Origin of the sequence: Luteipulveratus halotolerans (assembly GCF_001247745.1) — a bacterium.
In the GTDB taxonomy this organism is placed as follows: Bacteria; Actinomycetota; Actinomycetes; order Actinomycetales; family Dermatophilaceae; genus Luteipulveratus; species Luteipulveratus halotolerans.
In genome coordinates this window covers 779,073-801,383 of sequence record NZ_LAIR01000002.1, presented here as the reverse complement: position 1 = coordinate 801,383, position 22,311 = coordinate 779,073, and the positions used below count along the sequence as shown (strand labels likewise).

Annotated in this window: 24 protein-coding genes and 1 pseudogene; 12 read left to right on the top strand and 13 right to left on the bottom strand. The window is 70.0% G+C overall.

Going from position 1 to position 22,311, the window contains the following annotated elements:
- Window positions 1-55 precede the first annotated feature (55 nt).
- Window positions 56-1,522 carry an NAD(P)/FAD-dependent oxidoreductase gene (locus VV01_RS04405; RefSeq protein ID WP_071606510.1) on the bottom strand — a complete coding sequence of 489 codons (1,467 nt, stop codon included), beginning with the start codon at window positions 1,520-1,522 and terminating at the stop codon, window positions 56-58.
- Between the two features lie 113 nt (window positions 1,523-1,635).
- Here VV01_RS04405 and VV01_RS04400 point away from each other — a divergent pair, with 113 nt between their 5' ends.
- On the top strand, window positions 1,636-2,907 hold the full coding sequence (locus tag VV01_RS04400) for an FHA domain-containing protein (RefSeq protein WP_050668831.1): 1,272 nt from the start codon (window positions 1,636-1,638) through the stop codon (window positions 2,905-2,907).
- 145 nt (window positions 2,908-3,052) lie between these two features.
- Window positions 3,053-5,773: an FHA domain-containing protein gene (locus tag VV01_RS04395; protein ID WP_050668830.1), complete on the top strand. Its 2,721-nt coding sequence runs from the start codon at window positions 3,053-3,055 to the stop codon at window positions 5,771-5,773.
- Window positions 5,774-5,842: 69 nt separating this feature from the next.
- Here VV01_RS04395 and VV01_RS04390 read toward each other — a convergent pair whose 3' ends face one another.
- Entirely contained in the window at window positions 5,843-6,256 is a 414-nt protein-coding gene (locus VV01_RS04390; RefSeq protein ID WP_050668829.1) for an NUDIX hydrolase, read from the bottom strand.
- Window positions 6,257-6,303: 47 nt separating this feature from the next.
- Window positions 6,304-6,750: a MarR family winged helix-turn-helix transcriptional regulator gene (locus VV01_RS04385; protein ID WP_050668828.1), complete on the bottom strand. Its 447-nt coding sequence runs from the start codon at window positions 6,748-6,750 to the stop codon at window positions 6,304-6,306.
- Window positions 6,751-6,878: 128 nt separating this feature from the next.
- Here VV01_RS04385 and VV01_RS04380 point away from each other — a divergent pair, with 128 nt between their 5' ends.
- Entirely contained in the window at window positions 6,879-8,327 is a 1,449-nt protein-coding gene (locus tag VV01_RS04380) for an MFS transporter (RefSeq protein ID WP_050668827.1), read from the top strand.
- Window positions 8,328-8,460: 133 nt separating this feature from the next.
- Here the strand turns inward: VV01_RS04380 and VV01_RS04375 are convergent, their stop codons facing one another.
- The 3 genes from VV01_RS04375 to VV01_RS04365 form a co-directional block, all read right to left on the bottom strand.
- On the bottom strand, window positions 8,461-8,871 hold the full coding sequence (locus VV01_RS04375; RefSeq protein ID WP_050668826.1) for a GNAT family N-acetyltransferase: 411 nt from the start codon (window positions 8,869-8,871) through the stop codon (window positions 8,461-8,463).
- Between the two features lie 105 nt (window positions 8,872-8,976).
- Entirely contained in the window at window positions 8,977-9,381 is a 405-nt protein-coding gene (locus tag VV01_RS04370; RefSeq protein ID WP_231635154.1) for a VOC family protein, read from the bottom strand.
- An 82-nt stretch (window positions 9,382-9,463) separates the two neighbouring features.
- Window positions 9,464-10,225 (bottom strand): TetR/AcrR family transcriptional regulator, encoded by a 762-nt coding sequence (locus VV01_RS04365; protein WP_071606284.1) that lies wholly within the window; start codon window positions 10,223-10,225, stop codon window positions 9,464-9,466.
- Window positions 10,226-10,280: 55 nt separating this feature from the next.
- Here VV01_RS04365 and VV01_RS24750 point away from each other — a divergent pair, with 55 nt between their 5' ends.
- Together VV01_RS24750 and VV01_RS24745 are read left to right on the top strand one after the other, a co-directional pair.
- Window positions 10,281-11,465 carry an excinuclease ABC subunit UvrA gene (locus VV01_RS24750; protein WP_331456411.1) on the top strand — a complete coding sequence of 395 codons (1,185 nt, stop codon included), beginning with the start codon at window positions 10,281-10,283 and terminating at the stop codon, window positions 11,463-11,465.
- Between the two features lie 30 nt (window positions 11,466-11,495).
- Entirely contained in the window at window positions 11,496-12,581 is a 1,086-nt protein-coding gene (locus tag VV01_RS24745) for an ATP-binding cassette domain-containing protein (RefSeq protein ID WP_331456410.1), read from the top strand.
- 72 nt (window positions 12,582-12,653) lie between these two features.
- Here the strand turns inward: VV01_RS24745 and VV01_RS04355 are convergent, their stop codons facing one another.
- Window positions 12,654-13,202, bottom strand: coding sequence for a GrpB family protein (locus VV01_RS04355; protein ID WP_050668824.1), 549 nt, complete (start codon window positions 13,200-13,202; stop codon window positions 12,654-12,656).
- 169 nt (window positions 13,203-13,371) lie between these two features.
- Complete coding sequence (locus VV01_RS04350) at window positions 13,372-14,415, bottom strand: DJ-1/PfpI family protein (RefSeq protein WP_231635153.1); 1,044 nt, start codon at window positions 14,413-14,415, stop codon at window positions 13,372-13,374.
- 222 nt (window positions 14,416-14,637) lie between these two features.
- Here VV01_RS04350 and VV01_RS24870 point away from each other — a divergent pair, with 222 nt between their 5' ends.
- Entirely contained in the window at window positions 14,638-15,027 is a 390-nt protein-coding gene (locus VV01_RS24870) for a hypothetical protein (protein ID WP_157509075.1), read from the top strand.
- Between the two features lie 76 nt (window positions 15,028-15,103).
- On the opposite strand, the gene VV01_RS22190 is transcribed toward VV01_RS24870, so the two are convergent.
- Window positions 15,104-15,556 carry a nuclear transport factor 2 family protein gene (locus VV01_RS22190; protein ID WP_231635308.1) on the bottom strand — a complete coding sequence of 151 codons (453 nt, stop codon included), beginning with the start codon at window positions 15,554-15,556 and terminating at the stop codon, window positions 15,104-15,106.
- Window positions 15,557-15,560: 4 nt separating this feature from the next.
- Here VV01_RS22190 and VV01_RS24275 point away from each other — a divergent pair.
- The 6 genes and pseudogenes from VV01_RS24275 to VV01_RS04325 form a co-directional block, all read left to right on the top strand.
- Window positions 15,561-15,755, top strand: a pseudogene (locus VV01_RS24275) (ATP-binding cassette domain-containing protein); the annotation flags it as partial.
- 126 nt (window positions 15,756-15,881) lie between these two features.
- Entirely contained in the window at window positions 15,882-16,058 is a 177-nt protein-coding gene (locus VV01_RS24270) for an ATP-binding cassette domain-containing protein (protein ID WP_231635152.1), read from the top strand.
- Window positions 16,055-16,789 (top strand): ABC transporter permease, encoded by a 735-nt coding sequence (locus VV01_RS04340; protein ID WP_050668821.1) that lies wholly within the window; start codon window positions 16,055-16,057, stop codon window positions 16,787-16,789. Before VV01_RS24270 ends, VV01_RS04340 begins: the two co-directional genes overlap by 4 nt.
- On the top strand, window positions 16,786-17,379 hold the full coding sequence (locus VV01_RS04335) for a TetR/AcrR family transcriptional regulator (RefSeq protein ID WP_050668820.1): 594 nt from the start codon (window positions 16,786-16,788) through the stop codon (window positions 17,377-17,379). The genes VV01_RS04340 and VV01_RS04335 overlap by 4 nt, the downstream gene beginning before the upstream one ends.
- A gap of 31 nt (window positions 17,380-17,410) precedes the next feature.
- Window positions 17,411-17,755 carry a DUF2200 domain-containing protein gene (locus tag VV01_RS04330; RefSeq protein ID WP_050668819.1) on the top strand — a complete coding sequence of 115 codons (345 nt, stop codon included), beginning with the start codon at window positions 17,411-17,413 and terminating at the stop codon, window positions 17,753-17,755.
- 65 nt (window positions 17,756-17,820) lie between these two features.
- A complete protein-coding gene (locus tag VV01_RS04325; RefSeq protein WP_197274986.1) occupies window positions 17,821-18,903 on the top strand; it encodes an ABC transporter permease in 1,083 nt (360 codons plus the stop codon).
- Between the two features lie 62 nt (window positions 18,904-18,965).
- Here VV01_RS04325 and VV01_RS04320 read toward each other — a convergent pair whose 3' ends face one another.
- The 4 genes from VV01_RS04320 to VV01_RS04305 all read right to left on the bottom strand — a co-directional run bounded on the left by VV01_RS04320 (window position 18,966) and on the right by VV01_RS04305 (window position 22,307).
- On the bottom strand, window positions 18,966-19,550 hold the full coding sequence (locus tag VV01_RS04320; protein WP_050668818.1) for a restriction endonuclease: 585 nt from the start codon (window positions 19,548-19,550) through the stop codon (window positions 18,966-18,968).
- A protein-coding gene (locus VV01_RS04315; RefSeq protein WP_157508734.1) for an IS3 family transposase occupies window positions 19,547-20,751 on the bottom strand; the annotation gives its coding sequence in 2 pieces (ribosomal slippage) (window positions 19,547-20,464 and window positions 20,467-20,751; 1,203 coding nt in all). Before VV01_RS04315 ends, VV01_RS04320 begins: the two co-directional genes overlap by 4 nt.
- 39 nt (window positions 20,752-20,790) lie before the next feature.
- Entirely contained in the window at window positions 20,791-20,997 is a 207-nt protein-coding gene (locus VV01_RS23200) for a hypothetical protein (RefSeq protein WP_157508733.1), read from the bottom strand.
- A 62-nt stretch (window positions 20,998-21,059) separates the two neighbouring features.
- Window positions 21,060-22,307, bottom strand: coding sequence for an IS256 family transposase (locus tag VV01_RS04305; protein ID WP_050668298.1), 1,248 nt, complete (start codon window positions 22,305-22,307; stop codon window positions 21,060-21,062).
- Window positions 22,308-22,311 lie beyond the last annotated feature (4 nt).

Genomic DNA, 22,311 nt, shown 5'->3' with positions numbered 1-22,311 from the left:
GCGGGCGCTCCTCGCACCCGCCGGGCCGGCGTACCTGGTCTGCTGCCTGACGCGATCAGCTCGCGGCCGTGGCCTCCGGAGCCTTGTCGGAGGCCGCCTTGTCCGGCGCGGTCTTGTCAGGGGCCGCCTTGCCCGCGCCGGAGCCGAGGCCCGGCCCCCGGTCGATGTTGAGCGACGGCGTGAAGTCGTCGCCCAGGCGTTGGATCGCCAGCCGCGCGTAGATCTGCTGCTCGGTCGTGGTGCGCTCGCCGCGGGCCTTGCCGAGGAAGGCGACCGCCCAGTGCAGCAACGTGGTGATGCGGCTCTTGAACCCGATGATGTAGACGAGGTGGACGGCCAGCCACATGACCCAGGCGATGAAGCCCGACAGCCGAACCTTGCCGATGCTGGCGACCGCGCTGAACCGCGAGATCGTCGCCATGCTGCCCTTGTCCTTGTAGTGGAACGGGCCCTCGCGCTGCTCGTCCTTGACGCTGTGCTTGATCTGCTTGGCGGCGTAGCGGCCACCCTGGATCGCCACCTGAGCGACGCCCGGGAGCTTGTCGAGCGAGATCATGTCGCCGACCACGAACACCTCGGGGTGCCCCGGGAGGGTCAGGTCGGGCTCGACCTCGACACGACCGGCCCGGTCGATGCCCGCCCCGGACTGCTCCGCCAGCTGCTTGCCGAGCGGGCTGGCCTGGACGCCGGCGGCCCACACCTTGCAGATCGAGTCGATGCGACGGTGCTCGCCGTCGGCGTCCTCGACCTCGATGCCGGTGCCGTCGACGTCGACGACCTTGGCGCCGAGCTGGACCTCGACGCCCATCTTCTCGAGGCGCTGCTGAGCCTTGGCGCCGAGCCGGTCGCCGAACGCACCGAGCACGGACGGCGCCGCGTCGAGCAGGATCACCCGGGCGTCGGTCGGGTCGATGTTGCGGAAGTCCCGCTTCAGGGTGCGGCGGGAGAGCTCGCTGATCTGACCGGCCATCTCGACGCCGGTCGGGCCGGCGCCCACGACGACGAACGTCATCAGCGCGGCGACCTCGTCGTCACGGCCCGCGGCAGCGGCGATCTCGGCCAGCTCGAACGAGCCGAAGATGCGGCCGCGCAGCTCGAGCGCGTCGTCGACGGACTTCATACCCGGGGCGAACCGGGCGAAGTGGTCGTTGCCGAAGTAGGACTGGCCGGCTCCGGCAGCGACGATCAGGCTGTCGTACTCGTACGTCTGCGTGGTGTCGAGGGCCGTCGCGGTGACGCGCTTCTCGTCGAGGTCGATGTCGCCGACGTGACCGAAGATCACCTCGACGTTCTTCTGCCGCGCGACCACCTCACGGGTCGACGGCGCGATCAGGCCTTCGGACAGGATCCCGGTCGCCACCTGGTACAGCAGCGGCTGGAACAGGTGGTGGGTCGTGGAGGAGATGAGGGTGATGTCGACGTCGGCGCGCTTGAGTGCGCGGGCGCTGAAGAGGCCGCCGAAGCCCGAACCGATGATCACCACGCGGTGCCGACCGGTCGGCACCTGTCCCTTGTTGCTCATGGCGTCCAGGGTAGTGAGCACCCCCGTGTGCTCCAGGACACAGTCCACATGCGGGATACGCTGGCTCACGAAGGCACGACGCAGGACCACCCGATCGAGTCTGGAGACCGCTCATGACTCACCCTCAGGACCCTTACCGCCCGTACGACGGCGCGGGTCAGCCCGACCACGGCTCGCAGCCACGCGGCGGCGCCTCGCCGGCCGGCTACGACGCTCAGCAGCCCTACGGACAGGCACCCCAGGCGCCCTACGGCGACCAGGGCGGATATGCGCCCAACGGGCACAGTGCACAGGGTGCGCCTGACGCCGCGGCTCCGATCGTCTGGAACCAGCCCGCACCGAGTGGCGCGGCACCCGCGTGGTCCGGCCCGTCGGCGCGTGCGACCTCTCAGCAGGAGTCGTACGCCTCCGCCCCGTCGGACCCGTACGCCGGCCGGCCGGCCCCCGCCCAGCCCGAGCGGTGGGCCACCGGAGGCGGCGCCCCGACCGCGCACGAGGTTCATCAGGACTGGGTCGCCCGCGACAGCGGCCAGGCCTCGTCGATCCCCGACGTGCCCGAGCAGCCCGAGGTGCCTGCGCAGCCCGGCCCGGACCTCCCCGACCGGCCCTCGCAGCCCGACGCCCCGGACCAGCCCGGGCAGCCGCCTGCACCGGCTCCTGTTCCGCCGGCCCCCAGCCCCGCGCCGGACCCCGCTTCGTGGGGCGCCAAGCCCAGCGCCGCACCGGCAGCAGAGCCTGCGTCGTGGGGCGCCGAGCCCAGCGCCGCGCCGGCAGCAGAGCCTGCGTCGTGGGGCGCCGCGCCGGCGGCCGAGCCCGCAGCCTGGAGCAGCGCACCCGCTGCGCCGAATGCGCCGAGTGCGCCGGCTTGGGGCGAGCCGCAGCAGGACTACCCCCAGCAGGACTTCGCTGCGCAGCCCACTGCTCAGCCGTCGGCGCCGTACGCCCCGCCCGCCGAGCAGCCTCCGGTCCCGCAGGAGCCTGCCGGCTACCAGCCGCCGCCTGCTGCTCACCAGCGGCCGTCGTACGACGGTCCGCCCTCGGGCGCCAACGAGCCGCTCAACCCCTCGGAGGCCGCCGAGGCGCTGCCGACCCAGATGACGCCGGCGGTCGCGCCCGCCGACAACGCTCCCGAGGCGGCTGAGGAGGCGCTCACGATCGGCCGTGGTCGTGCCAACTCGATCGTGCTCGACGACATGCTCGTCTCACGTCAGCACGTGCGCATCACGGTCGACGACGAGGGCCTGGTCATCGAGGACCTCGGCAGCCGGAACGGCACCTTCGTCAACGGACGTCGTATCGAGCGCACGCACCTGCACGAGGGTGACCGCATCGGGATCGGTGCGTCGACCTTCGAGGTCCGTGACGGCTGGCTCGTCTCGATCTGACCGCGAAGGCCCGGCCACCCTCCCCGTTCTGGGTAGGGTGGCCTGCGCCTGCGGGGGAAGTCTCGGTCGAGGAGCTGTGCTGCCACCGGCTTCGAGTGGGTGACCCGCCGAACCTGACGCTGCACCACCATGACCACGGAGAGCCATGACGACACCGACCACCGGGCCCGCCGACCTCAGGCTGGTCTTCCAAGGCCGTCCGCTGATCGTCCGACCCGGCCAGACCGCCGTGGTCGGGCGCGATCTCGGGTGTGACCTGACGGTCGCCGACTCGCGCGCGTCCCGGCAGCACGCCCAGGTCCACTTCGACGGACGCGTCTGGCTCCTGGTCGACCGCGGCAGCTCCAACGGCACCTACCTGGACGGCCGACGTCTCGCACCGCACACCCCGACGCCCATCGGGCCGGGCGCCTCGATCCGCCTCGGCGCTCAGGACGGCCCCGAGGTCACGGTCGACCGCGCTGCCGGCCCGGCTCCGTCCGCGAGCGGGAGCAACCGGCTGCCTCCGCCTGCTGCCCAGCCCGGCTCCCACCAGACCGGTCCGCAGCACCCGACACCGCGCCATGGCGCACCGGCATCCGCTGCACGCCCCGTCCCGCAGCAGCCGGCGGCCGCCCGGCCCGCCCCCGCTGCCCAGCCGACCGCACAGCCTCAGCGTGCAGCCGAGCCGCAGCCGTCGTACGCCACCACCAACCCGGCACCTGCTCAGCAGCCCGCGCAGGCCCGGTCCTCGCGGCTGAGCCAGCCGCTGCCCCAGCGCAAGGCCGGCAGCCTGCTCCCCGACAACCCGGCGTCCCACACCGGCGTGGTGTTCGACCGGTGGACGCTGCCCAGCGGCCCGATCGCGACGCGCGGCTCGTCCGGCACCTCCGGCCGGGCGACCGTCACCGGTGCGGTGCCGCAGGTCCTCGCCGTGCCGCAGGAGGCGCGCGGACGCAGCAGCCAGGCCGGGTTCACGATCGGCCGTGGCCTCGAGAACCAGATCGTCGTCGACGACCTGCTCGCCTCGCGCCAGCACGTACGCCTGGTGCCGCGGCCGCAGGGCGGCTTCGAGGTGCACGACCTCGGCAGCCGCAACGGCACCTACGTCAACGGTCAGCGCGTCCAGCACGCCGGCCTGTCCGAGGGAGAGCTGCTGGCCGTCGGCCACAGCCGCTTCACCGTGCGGCACGGTCAGCTGGTCGCCAGCGTCGACGAGGGTGACGTCAACTTCGTCGCCAACCACCTGTCGTTCACGCTCGACTCGGGCAAGAAGCTCCTCGACGACATCTCCTTCGCGCTCGAGGGGTCGAGTCTGCTCGCGGTCGTCGGTCCGTCCGGCGCCGGCAAGTCCACGCTGCTCAAGGCGCTCACCGGAGCGCAGCAGGCCACCGAGGGCGAGGTCTACTACGACGGCCGAGACCTCTACGACAACTACCAGGACCTGCGCCACCGCATCGGCGTCGTCCCGCAAGACGACGTCGTCCACCGCCAGCTCACGGTGACGCAGGCGCTGCGCTTCGCGGCCGAGCTGCGCTTCCCGGACGACCTCGACAAGCACCTGCGCGAGCAGCGTGTCGACGAGGTGATGCACGAGCTCGACCTGACCGCGCACGCCGACACCCGCGTCGACAAGCTCTCGGGCGGCCAGCGCAAGCGCACCTCGGTGGCGCTCGAGCTGCTCACGCGCCCGTCGCTGCTGTTCCTGGACGAGCCGACGTCCGGCCTCGACCCGGGCCTGGACAAGCAGGTCATGCACACCCTGCGCGAGCTGGCCGACGGCGGCCGCACGGTCGTCGTCATCACCCACTCGGTCGCCAACCTCAACGTGTGCGACAAGGTGCTGCTGCTCGCGCCCGGCGGCAAGGTCGCCTACTTCGGCCCGCCTTCGGAGATGCTCGGCTTCTTCGGTGCAGCCGATCACGCCGACATCTTCACCTCAGTGGCGCGCGACCCCGAGGGCTCCAAGGGCCGGTTCCGCAGCTCGCCGCTGATGCAGGAGCAGGTCGAGGCGCCGCTGCGCGCACCCCGCCCGTTCCGACCCGGGCCGCCCGAGAAGCCACCCCGTCAGCAGTCCATCCCGTCCCAGCTGTCGACGCTGGCCCGCCGTCACCTGCGGGTGATCCTCGCCGACCGCGGCTATGCGGCGTTCATGCTGCTGCTGCCGATGGTGCTCGCCGTCCTCACGATGGTCGTGCCCGGCAAGAACGGCCTGGGCATGCCGATCCCGCCGCAGCTGCGCACGACCGAGGCGATGCAGCTGCTCGTCGTGCTGATCGTCGGAGCGATCTTCATGGGCACCGCGGCGAGTGTGCGCGAGCTCGTCGGCGAACGCGCAATCTTCTTACGCGAGAAGGCCGTCGGGCTCTCGCCCCAGGCCTACCTGTGGGGCAAGCTCACGATCTTCGGGCTGCTGACCCTCGTGCAGAGCATCATCATGGTGCTGCTCGTGATGCTCGCCAAGCCCGGTCCTGCAGACGCTCTCCTCTTCGGCTCCCCCACCGCCGAGATCGTCATCACCTGCTGGTTCACCGCCTTCGCCGCGGTCGCCCTCGGGCTCCTGATGTCCTCCTTCGTCAAGACGTCGGAGCAGGTCATGCCCCTGCTCGTGGTCTCGGTCATGGCGCAGCTGGTCTTCTGCGGCGGGCTGTTCCCCGTCAACGGTCGGCCCGTGCTCGAGCAGCTGTCGTGGCTGACCCCGGCCCGCTGGGGCTACGCCGGCACCGCCGCGACCTCCGACCTGCCCAAGATCTGGCCCAAGGCCGACGACCCGCTGTGGCAGCACGAGGTGACCTACCTCCTGCTCGCTCTGGCCATGCTCGCCGTGCTCGCGATGGCCTACTCGGCTGTGACGATGTGGCGGATCACCCGCAAGGCCGACGCCTGACCGGCAGGCGCACACGGCGTACGACGGCCTGTCACCTCACACAGGTGGCGGCGCCCCGCGACCGAGCCCTTAGGGTGCTCCGGGCAGCAGTCCATCTTTCCCAAGTCGGCGCATCACCAGCTCGTCGACCGGAGAGACGGATCCGATGTCGCCCGCGGTCAGCCAGGCGACCTCCTCGATCTCGGCAGCGGGTGTGATCTGGCCGGTGTACTCCGCGAAGTAGCACGCCATCCGCACCAGGACACCGTCTGGGTGGCCGTGGGCCTGGGCCTCGAAGACGCCGTACAGCCGGGCTGTGCCGGGATCGATCTCGACGGTGAGCTCCTCGCGGATCTCGCGCACCAACGTCTGCAGGCGCGACTCCCCCGGCTCCGGCTTGCCGCCGGGCACGTAGTACGCACCGCGCCCGCAAGAGCGGGTGCTCAGCAGCCGGCCTTGCTCGAGGTGGATCCAGGCGGACTTGTCGATCACACGAGCGGACATGCGTACATCCTGGCCGCCAGCGCAGCTCTGCGCATCGCCGGTGGGCGTCAGGACGCTCGGTCACCGGCGGGCAGGACGCCTGCCAGCTGGGCGCTCAGCGGCGTGCCCTCGGCGGCAATCTGCGCCAGCAGCTGCGCCAGGGTGCCCGAGGATGCGGCGTACACCCGGCGTCCCTTGCGGGTCAGCCGCAGCTGGAACGCACGCCCGTCGGCCTCGTCCCGGACACGCTTGAGGAGGCCCTCGTCCATCATCTGCGTCACCAGCCGCGAGATGCGCGGCTGGGAACGCCCCACCGCGTGGCACACCTGCGACAGCGGCGTCCAGCCGTGACGCCCGGCCAGGAAGTCGGAGATCTCGTACGCCGTCAGGCAGATGCTGTGCGCCTGGCTCAGCGCGGTCTCGATCCTGGCGGTCGCCTCCTCCACGGGCCGCGAGACCGCGAGCCATGCCTCCAGAGCCGCGTTGCCGCCGCCATCTCGCCCTGCCGTGGCCATCTCTCACCTCGCTGGACTGACCCGCTTGTTTTATATGCCTTGTAATGTACCGTAGCAGGCGGCCAACTAGATAACCGCGCATGGTTCTTCTGCAGCCACTGCGCCCGCCTGCTTGGAGGAAGCCAGCGATGACCGAGACCACTGCGACCGCCCAGGAACAGACCGGCTCCCCGCCGCAGCCCGCGCCCTGGGCCGCGCTGGCGATCGCCGGGATCGCCCAGCTGCTGGTGATGCTCGACTCCACCGTTGTCAACGTGGCGCTGCCCTCGATCGACGCCGACCTGGGTGCCTCGCCCGCGGTGCTGCAGTGGGTGGTCAGCGGCTACGTGCTGACCTACGGCTCGCTGCTGCTGTTCGGCGGCCGGCTGGCCGACGCGCTCGGCCGGCGCGCGGCGTTCGTGTCCGGTCTGGCCCTGTTCGGGCTGGCCTCCCTGGTCTGCGGCGTGGCTGGCGACGGCGGCCTGCTGGTGGCCGCGCGCCTGGGCCAGGGCGTCGGAGCGGCGGTCCTGTCTGCGGCAGCCCTGTCGATCATCGTGGCGACCTACGGCCCCGTGCCCGCCCAGCTGAACAGCGCACTGACGGTGTGGAGCGGCATGGGTGTCATCGGGGCCACCATCGGGGTGATCCTCGGCGGCGCGATCGTGCAGTCGGCCTCGTGGCGATGGGCGTTCCTGGTCAACCTGCCGATCATCGCCGCGGTGCTGGCTGCGGCGCTGGTGCGCCTGCCGGCGATGCGAGCCGCAGCCGGGCGAACCAGTCTGCGGCCGGTGGCCGCTCTCGCCGCGACAGCCGGCATCGGGCTGGTCTGCTACGGCCTGATCGAGCTGCCCGACGGCCTGGCCCGCGCGTTGCCCTGGGCCGCGGTCGCCGCCGGCCTGGCCGTCATCGCGCTGCTCGTGCGCGCCGAGGCGCGCTCGAGTGACCCGCTGCTGCCGGTGCACCTGCTGCGCACCCCCGCCTACGCGTGGGCCGGGTTCGGCCTGCTGCTGGCCGCGACCCTGATGCTCGGCGCGCTGTACCTGTCCAGCAACTACCTGCAGACCGGGCAGGGCATGTCCCCGCTGGCCACCGGCTTCGCGCTGCTGCCGCTGTGCCTGGGCTCGCTGGTGTCGGCATTCGCCATCCCCGCCGTCGCCGCCAAGACCGGCATGAGCCGCCTCTACCTCGGCGGCATCATCGCCCAGCTCGCGGCGCTGGCCGTCGTGGTGGCCGCCACCGCCTCCGGGACCGGCAACGCACCACTGGTCATCGCCGCCCTGGCCGTGTTCGGCCTCGGCCTGCCCACGATGTTCGTGCCGCTGTACACCTTCGGGTCCGCACCCATCCCGCCCGAGGAGGCCGGCGTCGGCTCCGGCCTGCTGAACACCTTCAACGAGGCCGGCGCAGGCGTGGGACTGGCGATCGTCGCGCCCATCTCCGCCGCCGTGATCGCCAGCCAGCACGACCAGGGCGCAAGCACCGCCGCCGCAGCCGCAGCCGGTGCGCACGCCGGCTACTGGGCACTCATCGGCGTGGCCCTGCTCGCCGCGCTGACCGCCGTCGCCCTCGGCCGGATCCAGGCACGCTCGACCGTCTGACCCGACGGACCCCCAGGAAGCAGGGGTGTGCCCGACTTCTCGGGCGCAGCCGAAGATCAATGTAACGACATGGATATTTCGAGCACCTGAACAACGCGAGCGACAGCCCCGAGCGGCCCTCATCGCCTGCGCCTCACCAGTGCTCGGCCGCGGACCGTCGGCGCGTGTGCGACGGCGCAGGGTCGGCGAAGCCCCAACGCTCGTAGAAGCCGTCGAGCTCGGGCAGGCAGCTCAGGTCCCACTTGCGCACGGACCGCAACCCAGGGTGAGCGACGATGGCGTCCATGATCGCGGCACCCACCCCGGTCCCGCGCGAGCCTGGTGCCGCGATGACGTCGCCAACCCAGGCGAAGAAGACTCCGTCGCTCAGGGCACGGGCGAAGCCCACGACCTGGTCGTCCTCGTCGATCACCAGCGCGACGTAGGAGGCCCCAAGAGCTGCATCAGCCTCCTCGGTCGTGCGGTGCTTCGTCCACCACTCGCCGAAGTAGAAGCCGTACAACTGGTCGCGGCGACGTGGCGTCAGCTCGTACTCGACTCGCATGGATGACGACGATGCCACAGCGAAAGGCTGGCCCTGGCCTTGCCGCGCAGGACCAGAGCGCGGTTGGGCATCGAGCTGCGTTGTGTCACAACGGGATCCGCAATCTCACCCCTCGGCGATGTTGGTCTGTGCCAGCGGTGGCCCGATCAAGTCCCATCGGTTCCCCGCCACGTCGCGGAAGACCGCGACCTGGCCGTAGGGCTCGCTGCGCGGCTCCCCATCGAATCGCACACCAGCGGCCCGCAGGCGCTCGTAGGCGGCACCGAAGTCCTCCACGTGCAGGAACAGCCCCACCCGGCCGGCGAACTGCTCCCCCACCACGCGCTGCTGGGCCTGGCCGTCGGCCCGGGCCAGCAGCAGGCCGGTCTGCGCGCCCGGCGGCCGCACGACGACCCACCGCTTGGGCCGGCCGTCGCCGGTCAGCGCTGGCTCGTCCTGGGCGAGCTCGAAGCCGAGCACGCCGACGAAGAACTCGATCGCCTCGTCGTAGTCGCGCACGACCAGCGTCATCAAGCCCAGGTGCATGACCGGCAGTCAACCAGCCTGCTGGTCAGGTCGTTCAGCGCGTGGTCGAGCAGGTCCGGACTACGGGTCATGACGAGGCGGCGGCAGCCTGGGCGATGCCGTGCAGCATCAGGTCGAGGCCGGCCTGGTAGGCACCCTCGGGGTCGTTGGCTCTGCCGGTCTGCTCCCCGAGCGCGCGCGAGACCCGCGCGGCGACCGGGAACCGGTCCGGGTCGCCGATGGCCGCGGTGAGCGTCGGCTCGATGGCCGACCACCAGCCGGTGTCTGCGTCCTCGCCTGCTCCCCTCGCCCGCTGCGCGGCCAGCGCTGCACGTGCAGTGCCTTGCACCATCGCGAGCAGAGCGGTCAGGGTGTGCTCCATCTCGACGTCGGTCAGTCCGGTGCCCTCCAGTGCTCGCAGCTCTGTCTCGTACTTGTCCGCGGCACCGGGACCGGGCACCGGACGCCCAGTGGCCAGGTCGGTGACCCACGGGTGGGCCTGGCAGCTGGCCCAGTTCGCGTCAGCGACCGCGGTGACCCGTGCCCGCCAGTCGGGCCCGCCGGGAGGTGTGTTCGCCACGTAGACGGTGCCAGCGACGTGGTCGAGCATCAGCTCGACGAGCTCGGCGCGCCCGCCGATGTGCGGGTAGAGCGCCATGGCCGTCACACCTGCCTCCTGTGCCAGAGCGCGGATCGTCACCGCCTCCAGGCCGTCCCGGTCGGCAAGCGCGACCGCCTGGGCGGTGATCCCGCGGGTGCTAATACCGCTGCGCGGGCTGGCCGGTGCGTCCCGCCAGAGCAGCCCGATCAGCCTCAGCTCGTCCACGCCTGTGGTCTTGACCATCGCCATCCCGCCAATTATACGTTGTAGAGTACGCGGTACATCTTAGCGAGGAGAGCGCCTCATGGGTCTAGCGACGAGCCTGCCCAGCTCGTCACCGGCGGCCGCTCGCGACGTGATCCGCGTGCGCGGGGCCCGGCAGAACACGCTGCAGGACATCGACCTCGACGTGCCCAAGCACCAGCTCATGGTCGTGACCGGCGTGTCCGGCTCGGGCAAGTCCTCGCTGGTGTTCGACACGATCGCGGCTGAGTCCGCGCGCCAGCTCAACGAGACGTTCTCCGCGTTCGCTCAAGGGCGGCTGCCCAGCTACGCCCATCCCGACGTCGACGAGCTGGAGAACCTGTCGGCCGTCATCGTCGTGGACCAGCAGCGCCTGTCCGGCGGGCCTCGCTCCACGGTCGGCACGATCAGCGACATCGGCGCACGCCTGCGGCTGCTGTACTCCCGGCTCGGGCAGCCCTCGGCCGGCTACTCCAACGCCTACAGCTTCAACGACCCCGCCGGCATGTGCCAGGCCTGCCAGGGCCTTGGGGTCGCCGCGCGCGTGGAGGAGTCCGAGCTCGTCGACGAGAGCCTCTCCCTTGATGAGGGCGCGATCACCTTTCCCACCTTCAAGCCGGGCACCTGGCTGTGGAAGGCCTACGCGAGGTCGGGGTCCTTCGACCCGGCGATGAAGGTCGCTGACTACACGCCCGAGCAGCGCGAGCTGTTTCTGCACGCGCCCGCCGGCAAGCACATCCCGCCGGCCGGGATGGACGCCGTCGGCACCGCCTACGAGGGCCTGGTCACCCGGTTCAACCGGTTGTACCTGCAGCGCGAGCCGGACTCGTTCAAGGGCAAGCAGCGCCGGGCGTTCGAGCGCATCGTCTCCCGCGGCCCGTGCACCGACTGCGGCGGCTCCCGGCTCGCGGGACCAGCCCGGGCCAGCCTGATCGCGGGCCGGTCCATCGCCGACTGCAACGCGATGCAGGTCAGCGACCTCGCCGAGCTCATCGGCGGCATCCGCGCCGGCGGCCTCGCGCCGCTGGTGGACAACCTGCGCGTCCACCTGGAGCGGATGATGACCCTGGGCCTGGGCTACCTCAGCCTCGACCGGGCCACCTCCACCCTCTCGGGCGGGGAGGCGCAGCGGATCAAGATGGTCCGGCACCAGGGCAGCGCGCTGGCAGACATGCTCTACGTCTTCGACGAGCCCACCGTCGGGCTGCACCCCCGCGACGTCGCCGCACTGGGCCGGATGCTGTAGTCGCTGCGTGACCGCGGCAATACCGTGCTCGTGGTCGAGCACGACCCCGACATGATGGCCATCGCCGACCACCTCATCGACCTCGGCCCCGGTGCCGGGCCGGACGGAGGCCAGGTCGTCTACCAGGGCGGCTACCAGGGTCTGACCCGGGCCGACACACCCACCGGGCATGGGCTGCGCGAGCACCGCCACACCTCGCGGAACCGGCGTAGGTCCACCGGCTGGATCGACATCACCGACGCCACGACCAACAACCTCCAGCACGTCAGCACCCGCATCCCCCGCGGCGTCCTCACCGCCGTCACCGGGGTCGCCGGGTCAGGCAAGACCAGCCTGCTCCTGGGCAACCTGCCCACGGCCGAGCCCGGCACCGTCGTCATCGACCAGCGCCCCATCCGCGGCTCCCGACGCTCCAGCCCCGCCACCTTCACCGGCCTGCTGAACCCCATCCGCGACGTCTTCACCAAGGCGACCGGCGCACCGGCCGGGCTGTTCACGCCCAACTCCACCGGAGGATGCCCCGCCCGCGAGGGCAACGGCGTGATCTACACCGACCTCGCATTCATGGAAGGGGTCCTGACCCGCTGCGAGGTCTGCGCGGGCCGGCGCTTCACCCCCCAGGCCCAAGCCCACAAGGTCGCCGGCAAGAGCATCGCCGACGTCCTGGAGATGAGCGTCGCCCAGGCACTCAATCACTTCACCCAGCCAGCGATCCGGGCCACCCTGTCCCGGCTACAAGACGTCGGACTGGCCTACCTCACCCTCGGCCAGACCCTCACCAGCCTGTCCGGCGGCGAGCGCCAACGCCTCAAGCTCGCCACCGAGCTCGCCGACCCCGGCCGCACGATCGTCCTGGACGAACCCACTACCGGGCTGCACATCGCCGACGTCACCCGACTCATCGAACTGCTGGACCGGCTCACCGAGGCCGGGTCCACGCTCGTGGTCATCGAGCACAACCTCGACGTCATCGCCGCAGCCGACTGGATCATCGACATCGGGCCCGAGGCCGGGCACGACGGCGGCCGCATCGTCTTCGAAGGCACCCCCGACCAGATGGTCACCGATAGCCGTACCCACACCGCTGAGCACCTGCGCCGGCACATGAGCAGCTGACCAGCAGGGGTCAGACCATCAAGCCCTCAGGGGTCTTTGCGGCCTGGCTCGCGAGGCCGACCGAGGGGCGCTTCAGAGCGGGTGGTCCACCGGTGCCAGACCGCGCGCCGCGCGGGCCCGGTTCACCACGCGCAGCACGAACGCGGCTTTGGCGTCGGTGTACGCACTGCCCCAGACACCGGTCTCGACCAGCTGCCGCTTCAGCGCCGCGTACTCGCGCCGGTCGCCCTCGTGGTCGCGCAACCACTGCGCGAACAGGCGCACATGGGCCTGCGGCCACTGCTCGGCGCTGAAGAGGTGGCCGACCGCCGCCCGCTCGCCCGACGGCGGGTAGAAGCTGGCCCAGTGGTCACCGACCACCATGGGCCGTGACCAACCGGCCCCCTGCAGGGCATCGCCTGAGGCATCCAGGCTGACCCCTGCTGGCAACCGCAGTGCGACGTCGATCACCGGCTTGGCGACCAGCCCGGGCACCGACGTCGACCCGACGTGCTCGACCACCCACTCTGAGCCGAGCACCGCCAGCAGCTCGGCCTTCAGCTCGGCGAAGCGATCCGGCCAGGCCGGGTCATAGGCGGCCAGCCTCGCTGCCGGGTACTTCCGATCCTCGGGCGAGGTCATGCCGGGAGCCTAGACATCGCCGCGGACACAAGTACTACGTCTGCGGACCTCGTGGACGTATATTCGCCGAATACCGTTGCGCAGCAACGGAACTAGGCACACGCTTCGCTCCCTTTCAGGCCAGGAGGTCGGGACGGCCAGCCATCGGGATTTCGATGAAATCTGGACGTCACTTGATAAGTCTTAGAGCGGGCGGTGCCTTCGCGAAGCTCATGCGGTAGTCCCGGGGAGGTAGTCCGAAGGCACGGGAGAAGTGGCCGCGCAGGTTCGCGCTGGACCCGAGGCCAACGCGGCGCGCGATCGCCTCAGTGGTCAAGCTGGTGGACTCGAGGAGCTCTTGCGCAACGCTGAGTCGTTCGCGTAGGAGCCATTCTTGCGGGGACTGCCCAGTCCGGCCGGTGACGGTTCGGTGCAGGGTGCGGGTGCTGGTGCCCGCCCGTGTGGCCATCGCAGTCACCGTGACGGTGTCGAGGTTGTGCCGGGCCCAGTCCAACGTCGTGGCCAGGTCGTGGCCGACCGGCAGCGGACGGTGTCGCACGTACTGGGCCTGGCCACCGTTGCGGTGTGGCGGGATCACGATGCGCCGTGCTACCTCGTTCGCGACAGAGCTGCCGTGATCGGCTCGCACGATCTCGAGGCACATGTCCAACGCGGCGGCGCTGCCGGCCGATGTCCATACGTCGTCGTGGACGTACAACACGGATGGGTCAACGGTGATCAGCGGATAGCGGGCGGCCAGCTCAGCGGTGTACATCCAGTGCGCGGTGGCACGTCGGCCATCGAGAAGTCCGGCTTCGGCGAGCACGAACGCGCCGGAGCAGATCGACACGATCCGTGCGCCGCGCGCGTGCGCCGAGCGCAGAGCATCGATCAGGTGCTGCGGGACTGCTTCGTGGATGCTGGCGCAAGCGGGGACGACGATGGTGTCCGCGTCGTTGAGTGCAGCGAGCCCCCTACCGGCCGAGACGCTGAGTCCGTGACTGAGGCTCACGCCGCCCGTGGTCTGGGCATCGGCAGCTGAGACGACCTCGAAGGAATACCACTGCGGCGTCAGGTCGCCGCGGTCGATGCCGAATACCTCGCAGGGGATCGCGAGCTCGAAGACGTGCACGCCCTCGGTCGCAACGACCACCACGTGATGCTCGACGGCCGAACCCCGTCGAGTCCGCCGGCCTTTGGGTGCCATCTGGGCTGTGGCCGATTCGTTGCGCATGGTGTCAAGTCTGCCACTCCCCAGCGCTGGTCTGACGCAGTGATGGTGATGGTGTGACACGCAACGAGTTGGTGAAGCACATCGGTCTCGGCCAAGGGATCGCGTTGTACGTCTCGGCGATCCTCGGCGCGGGCGTGCTCGTACTTCCCGGTCAGGTGGCCTCGATGGCCGGTCCCGCCTCGCTAGCTGCGTGGTTGATCACCGGGCTGCTAGGCAGCCGTCATCATCAGCCTCGGGACCGCCAACGCATTCATCGCAGGGGTGTCCCGGCTAGCGCACTCACTCGCAGCATCCGGATGGCTACCCCGACCCGTTGCCGTGATCAACCGTGATGGAGTCCCGACCGGGGGCATCGTCGCCGTGTCCGGCATCGCCGCGGCCGGGCACCGAGACCCTGGTCACGATCCCATCCACTCTGGTGGTCGTGGTGTACCTGGTCGCCGCCGCATCAGCAGTGCGGCTTCTACCTGGGTGGGGCCGGGTTTCCGGAAGTTCCACCCTGGCGATCGCCGCTTTGGTCCTCCCGACGGCGATTCAGCACGTACTGATCCCCGTGCTAGTCATCGCGATCGCGTTGGCTTGTCGGGCTGCGCTGCGGGGCCGAACCCGTGAACCGGGGCTCCACGAAGGAGCGGACCGAACCAAAGATGGTGACCGCCTGAGTTGAGCAGGACCACCGTCCGCAGTGTCAGCTGCCCACGATGACCTGCGGGTCACCGGTGAACCACACGCAGTCGATGTACACACACTTCATCTGCCACAGGTCTCCACCGTTCACCAGGTCGACCGCGTAAAGGTTCTTCAGCAAGGCGTGCCGGGAGTGGTCGTTCTTGGGCAGGTGCTGTGCCTCGACCAGAGCGGTCAGGCTCGCCGTATCGCCGTCCATCCTGATTCGTGGGTTCGTGACCACGTGGGTGGTGTCGATGCGAGTGGCGGGACTCATGATGATGTCGGCGATCATCGATCGTCCCTGCATGAGCGGAACGTCCAGGCCGCATGTCCTCGCTGCCGGGCGGAAGTCGAGCTCTGCGTCCTCGGTGAAGGCACTGAAAAGCAGATCTTGAGCGCCGGGGTCGTCCCGGCGGTCCTGAGCGAGTCGCCGGCGGTCGCCTGTCCGTGCTCGGCGACCGCCCGGGCTCACCGACCTGCGGTCCCGGATCGGGTACGTCACCCAGGCCGTCAGCGTCTACCGTGACCTCACCGTCCGGCAGAACGTCGGCTACTTCGCCACCCTGGTCGGCGCCTCCCGCACCAGCGCTGCCGCGGCCGTCGAGACGGTCGGGCTGACGGCGTACGCCGACCGTCGCGTCGAGCAGCTCTCCGGCGGTCAGGCGAGCCGCGCCTCCCTCGCCGGCGCGCTCGTCGGGAACCCCGACCTGCTGGTCCTCGCCGAGCCCACGGTCGGGCTCGACCCGCTCACCCGCGAGGAGCTGTGGAGCTCGCTGCGCGCCCTCGCCGACCAGGGCGTGACGCTGCTGATCTCCAGCCATGTGATGGACGAGGCCGCACGCTGCGACAGCGTCCTGCTCATGCGCGAGGGACGCCTGCTGCGGCACCTGCCACCCCATGGGCTGCAGCAGACGGGCGCCGACACGATGGACGAGGCGTTCCTGACGCTGATCCGCCAGGAGCAGGCGGCGTGAAGCCCCGCATCGCCCTCGCGACGGCCGGGCGCAACCTCCAGCAGCTCAAGGCCGATCCACGGACGGTCGCCCTGATCGTCGCGGTGCCGTCGTTGCTGCTCACGCTGCTCTACTTCGTCTACGACGGCGGGGTGCGCTTCACCCCGATCGCCGTCTCGATGCTCGGCATCCTCCCGATGCTCGTGATGTTCCTGATCACCTCGGTCGCCATGCTGCGCGAGCGGACGACCGGCACCCTGGAGCGGCTGCTCACCACTCCCCTGCACCGCGCCGACCTGCTCGCGGGCTACGGCGCCGCGTTCGCGCTCGCCGCACTCGTCCAGTCGGCCGTTCTGGTCGCCATCAGCGTCTGGTTCCTCGGCGTGGACACCCGCGGGTCGATCCTGTGGGTCCTGCTCGTCGCGGTGTTCGCAGCCGCGGTCGGTGTCGCGACAGGGCTGCTCGCGAGCGCGTTCGCCCGCACCGAGTTCCAGGCGGTGCAGTTCATGCCGTTGTTCATTGGTCCGCAGGTCTTCCTGTGCGGACTGCTCGCACCGCGCGAGCAGATGCCCGATGTGCTGCGCTGGGTGTCGGACTGCCTGCCGATGACCTACGCCGTCGACGCTCTGAAAGCCGTTGCCGCACAACCGAACCCGGCCACAGACGTGCTGCGCGACGTGGGCGTGCTGGCGGCGTTCGCGGTCGGTGCGCTGGTGCTGGCGGCGCTCTCGATGCCTCGCCGGACCCGATGAGCGGGCGGCCGACCGGGCGGCGTCCGGGACAGTCCGACACCCGGCAGCGCATCCTGACCGAGGCGCGAGAGCTGTTCGGACGCAACGGTTTTGCTCAGACGCCTTTGCGCTCGGTCGCGGCCGCAGCCTGGGTCGACGTCGCGCTCATCAGCCACTACTTCGGCAACAAGCGTGGGTTGTTCCTCGAAGCCGTGCAGCTGCCTGTGGACCCCGACACCGTGCTCGGCCCGCTCGCCGACGCGCCCGAGCACGAGCTCGGCAGCACGCTCGTACGCCAGGTCCTCACGGCCTGGGAGTCACCCGCAGGTCCCGCTGTGGTCGCCGCCTTCCGCACTGCCATGTCCGGCGAGGACCAGGGGCTCCTGCGCGAGTTCGTCCTCGGCGTCGCGCTCGTCCCGCTGCGGGAGCGACTGGCTCGGCACCACGACGACATCGACGTACGCCTCGCCCTGGTCGCCTCGCAGATCGCCGGCCTGCTGGCGATCCGCAAGGTCATCGGAGTCGACCCGTTGGCGTCGATGCCCGTCGAGGACGTCGTACGCCGGGTGGGGCCGACCGTCCAGCGCTACCTCACCGGCGACCTGGACTGACACGTCAGCGCTGCCGCCTAGGCTCACAGTCATGAGCAGGATCTTCACGACCAGCGTGGCCTCGGTCTACCCACACTACGTCGCCAAGGTGACCAAGAAGGGGCGCACCACCGCCGAGCTCGACGAGGTGATCCGGTGGCTCACCGGCTTCGACGACGCGACCCTGCGCGAGCACCTCGACGCCGGCACGACGTTCGAGGACTTCTTCGCCGCGGCCGACCTCAACCCTGATGTCGACCTGATCACCGGCTCGGTGTGCGGCGTCAAGGTCCAGGAGGTCCAGGACCCGCTGATGCGACAGATCCGCTACCTCGACAAGCTCGTCGACGAGCTCGCGCGCGGCAAGGCCATGGACAAGGTGCTGCGCAGGTCGTGAGCCGCCGCAGGAGCGCTCTCGCTACCGTGAGCAGCACTGGACGGCCCGACACAGGAGGCGCACACGTGAGCGAGGACCCGACAACCCACGGCAGCACGGTCCTGGAGCAGACCGACGACCCGCCTCCTCGGCCGGGCGTCATGGACGATCTGCGTGACGCTGTCACACCACGCACGGTCGGGCTGGTGCTCGGCGTGCTGCTGCTCCAGCTCGGGTTCATCCTCAGCTACGTCGGGGCGTTCCACGCGCCGACCCCGCACGACGTGCCCGTCGCTGTCGTCGCGCCGGCTCAGCAGCGCGCCGCGATCGTCGAACGCCTCAACGGCATCGACGGCTCACCCCTGAAGGCCACCGCCGCGAGCAGTGAGCAGGAGGCTCGCGCCCAGGTCGAGCGCGGTGACCGCAGTGCGGCGTTCATCGTCGACCCTTCCAGCACCCGTGACCGGCTGCTGGTCGCCTCCGGTGGCGGCTCGGCCGTGGTCACCGCCGTCGAGCAGGTCCTGACCCGCGTCGACGCGAGTCAGCAGCGCACGCTCACCACGACCGACGTCGTACCCCTGGAGGACAACGACGCCCGCGGCCTGACCGGGTTCTACCTGGTCGTCGGCTGGATCGTGGGCGGCTACCTCGTCGCATCGTTGCTCGGCGTCGCCAAGGGGTCACGCCCCGCCACGCTGCGACGTGCGGCGATCCGCCTCGGCGCGACCGTGCCGTACGCCGTCCTGTCCGGTCTCGGCGGCACGCTCATCGTCGACCAGGTGCTGGGCGCGCTCACCGGTCACTTCTGGCCGATGTGGGGCCTGGGAATCCTGCTCGTGCTCGCCGCCGCCACGGTCACGATCGCCTTCCAGACGATGTTCGGGGTGCTCGGCATCGGCGCGACCGTGCTGCTGTTCGTGGTCCTCGGCAACCCCTCGGCCGGCGGACCGTACCCGTCGCCCCTGCTCCCGGCGTTCTGGCGGGCGATCGGCCCGTGGATCCCCAATGGCGCTGGTACTGATGCGATTCGGCGCATCGTCTACTTCGACGGGCACGATGTCACGAGCAACCTGGTGGTGATCTGCGCGTACGCCCTCGTCGGCGCCGTGGTCGCCCTCGCCGCCGCGCACCTGAAGTCCCGTCCCCGCAACGAGGCGGACTCCGTCTGAGGACCCCGAGCATGACGAAGGCCCGGACCGTGAGGTCCGGGCCTTCGTGTATCCGGCACAGGTCACGGGCCTTCAGGATCGAGAACCCACGCCTGCTTCAAAGGGATCCGAGCGCGCGTGCCGGTAGGTAGCCGGTCATACGTCTCGAACAGACGGTTGAGGAGTTCCTCCGAGTCCCAGATCCGAAGGGAGGTGCGGTCCCGGAGGAACTCACGCGTCGCCGCGGTGGTGACTCCGCCTCGTGCCACGAGGAGACCCTGGTCAGCGCGGTGCTGGGTCATTGCGGAGTGCAGGCCGCGCACGACCTTGACGTCGATCGCGGTTGGTTCGCTCTTGACCTCGACTATCAGGGTTGGTGAGTCGAGCCCCAGCGGCCCACGTCCAGCAAGGATGTCGACTCCGCCGTCTGGGCCAGGCGGAGACACTTCGCAGCGGAACCCCAGTGCTTCCAGGATGTCAGCCACCAGGCTGGTGAGTTTGTGACCGGCGAAGTTCTCGACCAAATGCGTACGGATCTGGTCCTTGATCGCTTCGAGGCTTGGAGTGGGATCGGGGTCGCTGACCTCGGTCGACTCTGGGCTCGGGCGGGCCCCTCGCGGCCGGGGGGGGGGGGACTGCTGCACGAACAGGTGACAGGTGGTAGTCATGCCGCCTGATCGGCTGGCGTGGTCATGATGGTCTCGTACTCGATGGGGGTCAACTGGCCGAGGCGGTCTTGGCGTCGACGTCGGTGGTAGGTGCGTTCGGTCCAGGTGATGATCGCGATCCGCAGGTCTTCGCGGGTGTCCCAGGTGCGGCGGTTCAGGACGTTCTTCTGCAGCAGCGCGTAGAAGGACTCCATCGCGGCGTTGTCACCGGCAGCGCCGACCCGGCCCATCGACCCGGTCAGCGCGTGCTGGTTCAAGGCGTGCACGAACTTGCGTGAGCGGAACTGGCTGCCGCGGTCGGAGTGCACGATGCACCCGGTGACGTCCTGCCCCTGCGCGCGTCGCCGCGCGACGGCCGAGTCCAGGGCTGCGACCGCGAGGGCTGACCTCATCCGGTCGCTGATGGAGTAGCCCACGATCCGCCCGGAGCAGGCGTCCTTGATCGCGCACAGGTACAGCTTCCCCTCACCAGTGCGGTGCTCGGTGATGTCGGTCAGCCACACCTGGTTCGGCGCGGCGGCGGTGAAGGAGTGCCGGATCACACCGTGCTCGTCCTCAACAGCGAGCAGGTCATCGTGCACCGGTGGCCCGGGCTTCTTGCCGTGGCTGCCGCGCTTCTTGCCGAAGACCGACCACCACGCGTTCGCCGAGCAGATCCGCCACGCCGTGCGCGGCGTCATCACCTCACCCGCGCCGGCGGCCTCCACAAGCAAGTACCGGTACCCGAACTCCGGATCATCACGGTGGGCATCGAACAACGCGTTGGCCCGGTAGGCCGCCTGCAGCTCACGACCGGTGACCGGCCTGGCCAGCCAGGCGTAGTACTTCTGACGGTGGAGCTTCAGGACCCGGCACGTGACCGTCACGGGAATCCCGTCAGCGGCCAGCTCACTCACGAGCGGGTAGAGCCTTTTCCCGGCAGATGCGCCTGAGACAGGTAAGCCGCCGCCCGGCGCAGCACCTCGTTCTCCTGCTCCAGCAGCCGTATCCGCCGGTTGGCCTCCCGCAGGTCAGCAGACTCAGCCGTGGTCGTGCCGGGCTTGTCGCCATCATCGACCGCGGCCTGGCGCAACCACTTGTTCAACGTCATCGGGTGGACACCGAAGTCCTTGGCGACCTGCTCCAGCGTCACACCCGGCTCACGACCTCGGGCGACGCGCACGACATCATCACGAAACTCTCGGGGGTAGGGCTTAGGCACAGCAACATCCTTCCAGGCCACCCTCACGGGCAAGCCAGATCAGATGTCACCTGTTCGTGCAGCAGTCCCGGGCGCCTGCGGCGAAGGCAGCTTGTTGCCTGGGTCCTCGCCGGTCTCAAAAAGCGTCACCACCCGTTCACCAGCATTGTTCCGGGCGGGGTTGAACACCGTCATGATCGAGTTGAGCGAGTACAGGAGGTCGTCCTTAACCACCGATTTGGGAGCGGGCTCTTTCTTCCACGCCACGGGAATCTGGTGTGGTCAAGTCCCTTGTAGTGGTGTAGCGCTGCGTTCTCCTTGCTGAGGGTTTAGGCGGTCAGGGCGGGCAGGTCATCAACTCCGGTGTCGGGTTCGGTGGTGGGCACGATGTTGATGCGGCAGCGGGCCAGCAGGTCCAGGCCGAGGTAGCGGCGGCCTTCGGCCCATTCGTCGGTCTGCTCGGCCAGGACCGCGCCGACCAGCCGCACGATCGCCGCGCGGGTGGGGAAGATGCCGACGGCGTCGGTGCGGCGGCGGATCTCGCGGTTGAGGCGTTCGGCGGGGTTGTTGGACCAGATCTGGGTCCACACGTCCTTGGGAAACGCGGTGAACGCGAGGATGTCCTCGCGGGCGTGTGCGAGGTGCTCGGCCACGGCGGGCAGCTTCTCGGCCGTGTACTCGATGAGCCGGTCGAACTGGGCTTGTACGGCTTGGTCGTCGGGCTGGTCGTACACGCTGTGCAGCATCGCCTTGACCGCCGGCCACATGCTCTTGGGACAGATCGACATGAGGTTGGCGGCGTAGTGGGTGCGGCAGCGTTGCCAGGTCGTGCCGGGCAGGCTCGCTGCGATCGCCTCGACCAGCCCGTGGTGGGCGTCGGAGGTGACCAGCCGCACCCCGGTCAGGCCGCGGGCGACCAGGTCGGCGAAGAACTCATTCCACGCCGCGCCGGTCTCGGCGGTCGCGACGCGCAGGCCCAGGACCTCGCGGTGCCCGTCGTCGTTGACGCCGGTCGCCAGCAGCACCACGGCGTTGATGACCCGGCCGCCCTCGCGGACCTTCATCGTGAGCGCGTCGGCGGCCACGAACGTGAACGGGCCGGCCTCGCCCAGTGGGCGGTGGCGGAAGGAGTCGACGTGCTCGTCCAGGTCGGTCGCCATCCGCGAGACCTGCGACTTCGACAACGAGTCGATTCCCAGGGTCTTCACCAGCTTGTCCATGCGCCGGGTGGACACCCCGGCGAGGTAGCAGTCGGCCACCACGGTGATCAGCGCCGACTCGGCCCGTTTGCGCCGTTCCAGCAGCCATTCGGGGAAGTAGCTGCCGGTGCGTAGCTTGGGGACTGCGACATCGATCGTGCCGACGCGGGTGTCCAGGTCCCGGTGCCGGTACCCGTTGCGCTGAGCCGTGCGCGACGGGCTGGGCCGGCCGTACTCGGCGCCCACGACCGCGTCAGCGTCCGCGGACAGCAACGTGTTGATGATCGACTGCAGCAGGTTGCGCATCAGATCAGGGGACGCTTCGGCCAGGGCTTCACCCAACAGGCCAGCAGGGTCGACAATGTGTGGTGCGGTCATCGTG

Coding starts and splice junctions, on each gene's coding strand:
- VV01_RS04405 (WP_071606510.1), bottom strand. CDS start 1,522: ATGAGCAACAAGGGACAGGTGCCGACCGGTCGGCACCGCGTGGTGATC.
- VV01_RS04400 (WP_050668831.1), top strand. CDS start 1,636: ATGACTCACCCTCAGGACCCTTACCGCCCGTACGACGGCGCGGGTCAG.
- VV01_RS04395 (WP_050668830.1), top strand. CDS start 3,053: ATGACGACACCGACCACCGGGCCCGCCGACCTCAGGCTGGTCTTCCAA.
- VV01_RS04390 (WP_050668829.1), bottom strand. CDS start 6,256: ATGTCCGCTCGTGTGATCGACAAGTCCGCCTGGATCCACCTCGAGCAA.
- VV01_RS04385 (WP_050668828.1), bottom strand. CDS start 6,750: ATGGCCACGGCAGGGCGAGATGGCGGCGGCAACGCGGCTCTGGAGGCA.
- VV01_RS04380 (WP_050668827.1), top strand. CDS start 6,879: ATGACCGAGACCACTGCGACCGCCCAGGAACAGACCGGCTCCCCGCCG.
- VV01_RS04375 (WP_050668826.1), bottom strand. CDS start 8,871: ATGCGAGTCGAGTACGAGCTGACGCCACGTCGCCGCGACCAGTTGTAC.
- VV01_RS04370 (WP_231635154.1), bottom strand. CDS start 9,381: ATGACGCTGGTCGTGCGCGACTACGACGAGGCGATCGAGTTCTTCGTC.
- VV01_RS04365 (WP_071606284.1), bottom strand. CDS start 10,225: ATGGCGATGGTCAAGACCACAGGCGTGGACGAGCTGAGGCTGATCGGG.
- VV01_RS24750 (WP_331456411.1), top strand. CDS start 10,281: ATGGGTCTAGCGACGAGCCTGCCCAGCTCGTCACCGGCGGCCGCTCGC.
- VV01_RS04355 (WP_050668824.1), bottom strand. CDS start 13,202: ATGACCTCGCCCGAGGATCGGAAGTACCCGGCAGCGAGGCTGGCCGCC.
- VV01_RS04350 (WP_231635153.1), bottom strand. CDS start 14,415: ATGCGCAACGAATCGGCCACAGCCCAGATGGCACCCAAAGGCCGGCGG.
- VV01_RS04335 (WP_050668820.1), top strand. CDS start 16,786: ATGAGCGGGCGGCCGACCGGGCGGCGTCCGGGACAGTCCGACACCCGG.
- VV01_RS04330 (WP_050668819.1), top strand. CDS start 17,411: ATGAGCAGGATCTTCACGACCAGCGTGGCCTCGGTCTACCCACACTAC.
- VV01_RS04320 (WP_050668818.1), bottom strand. CDS start 19,550: ATGACTACCACCTGTCACCTGTTCGTGCAGCAGTCCCCCCCCCCCCGG.
- VV01_RS04305 (WP_050668298.1), bottom strand. CDS start 22,307: ATGACCGCACCACACATTGTCGACCCTGCTGGCCTGTTGGGTGAAGCC.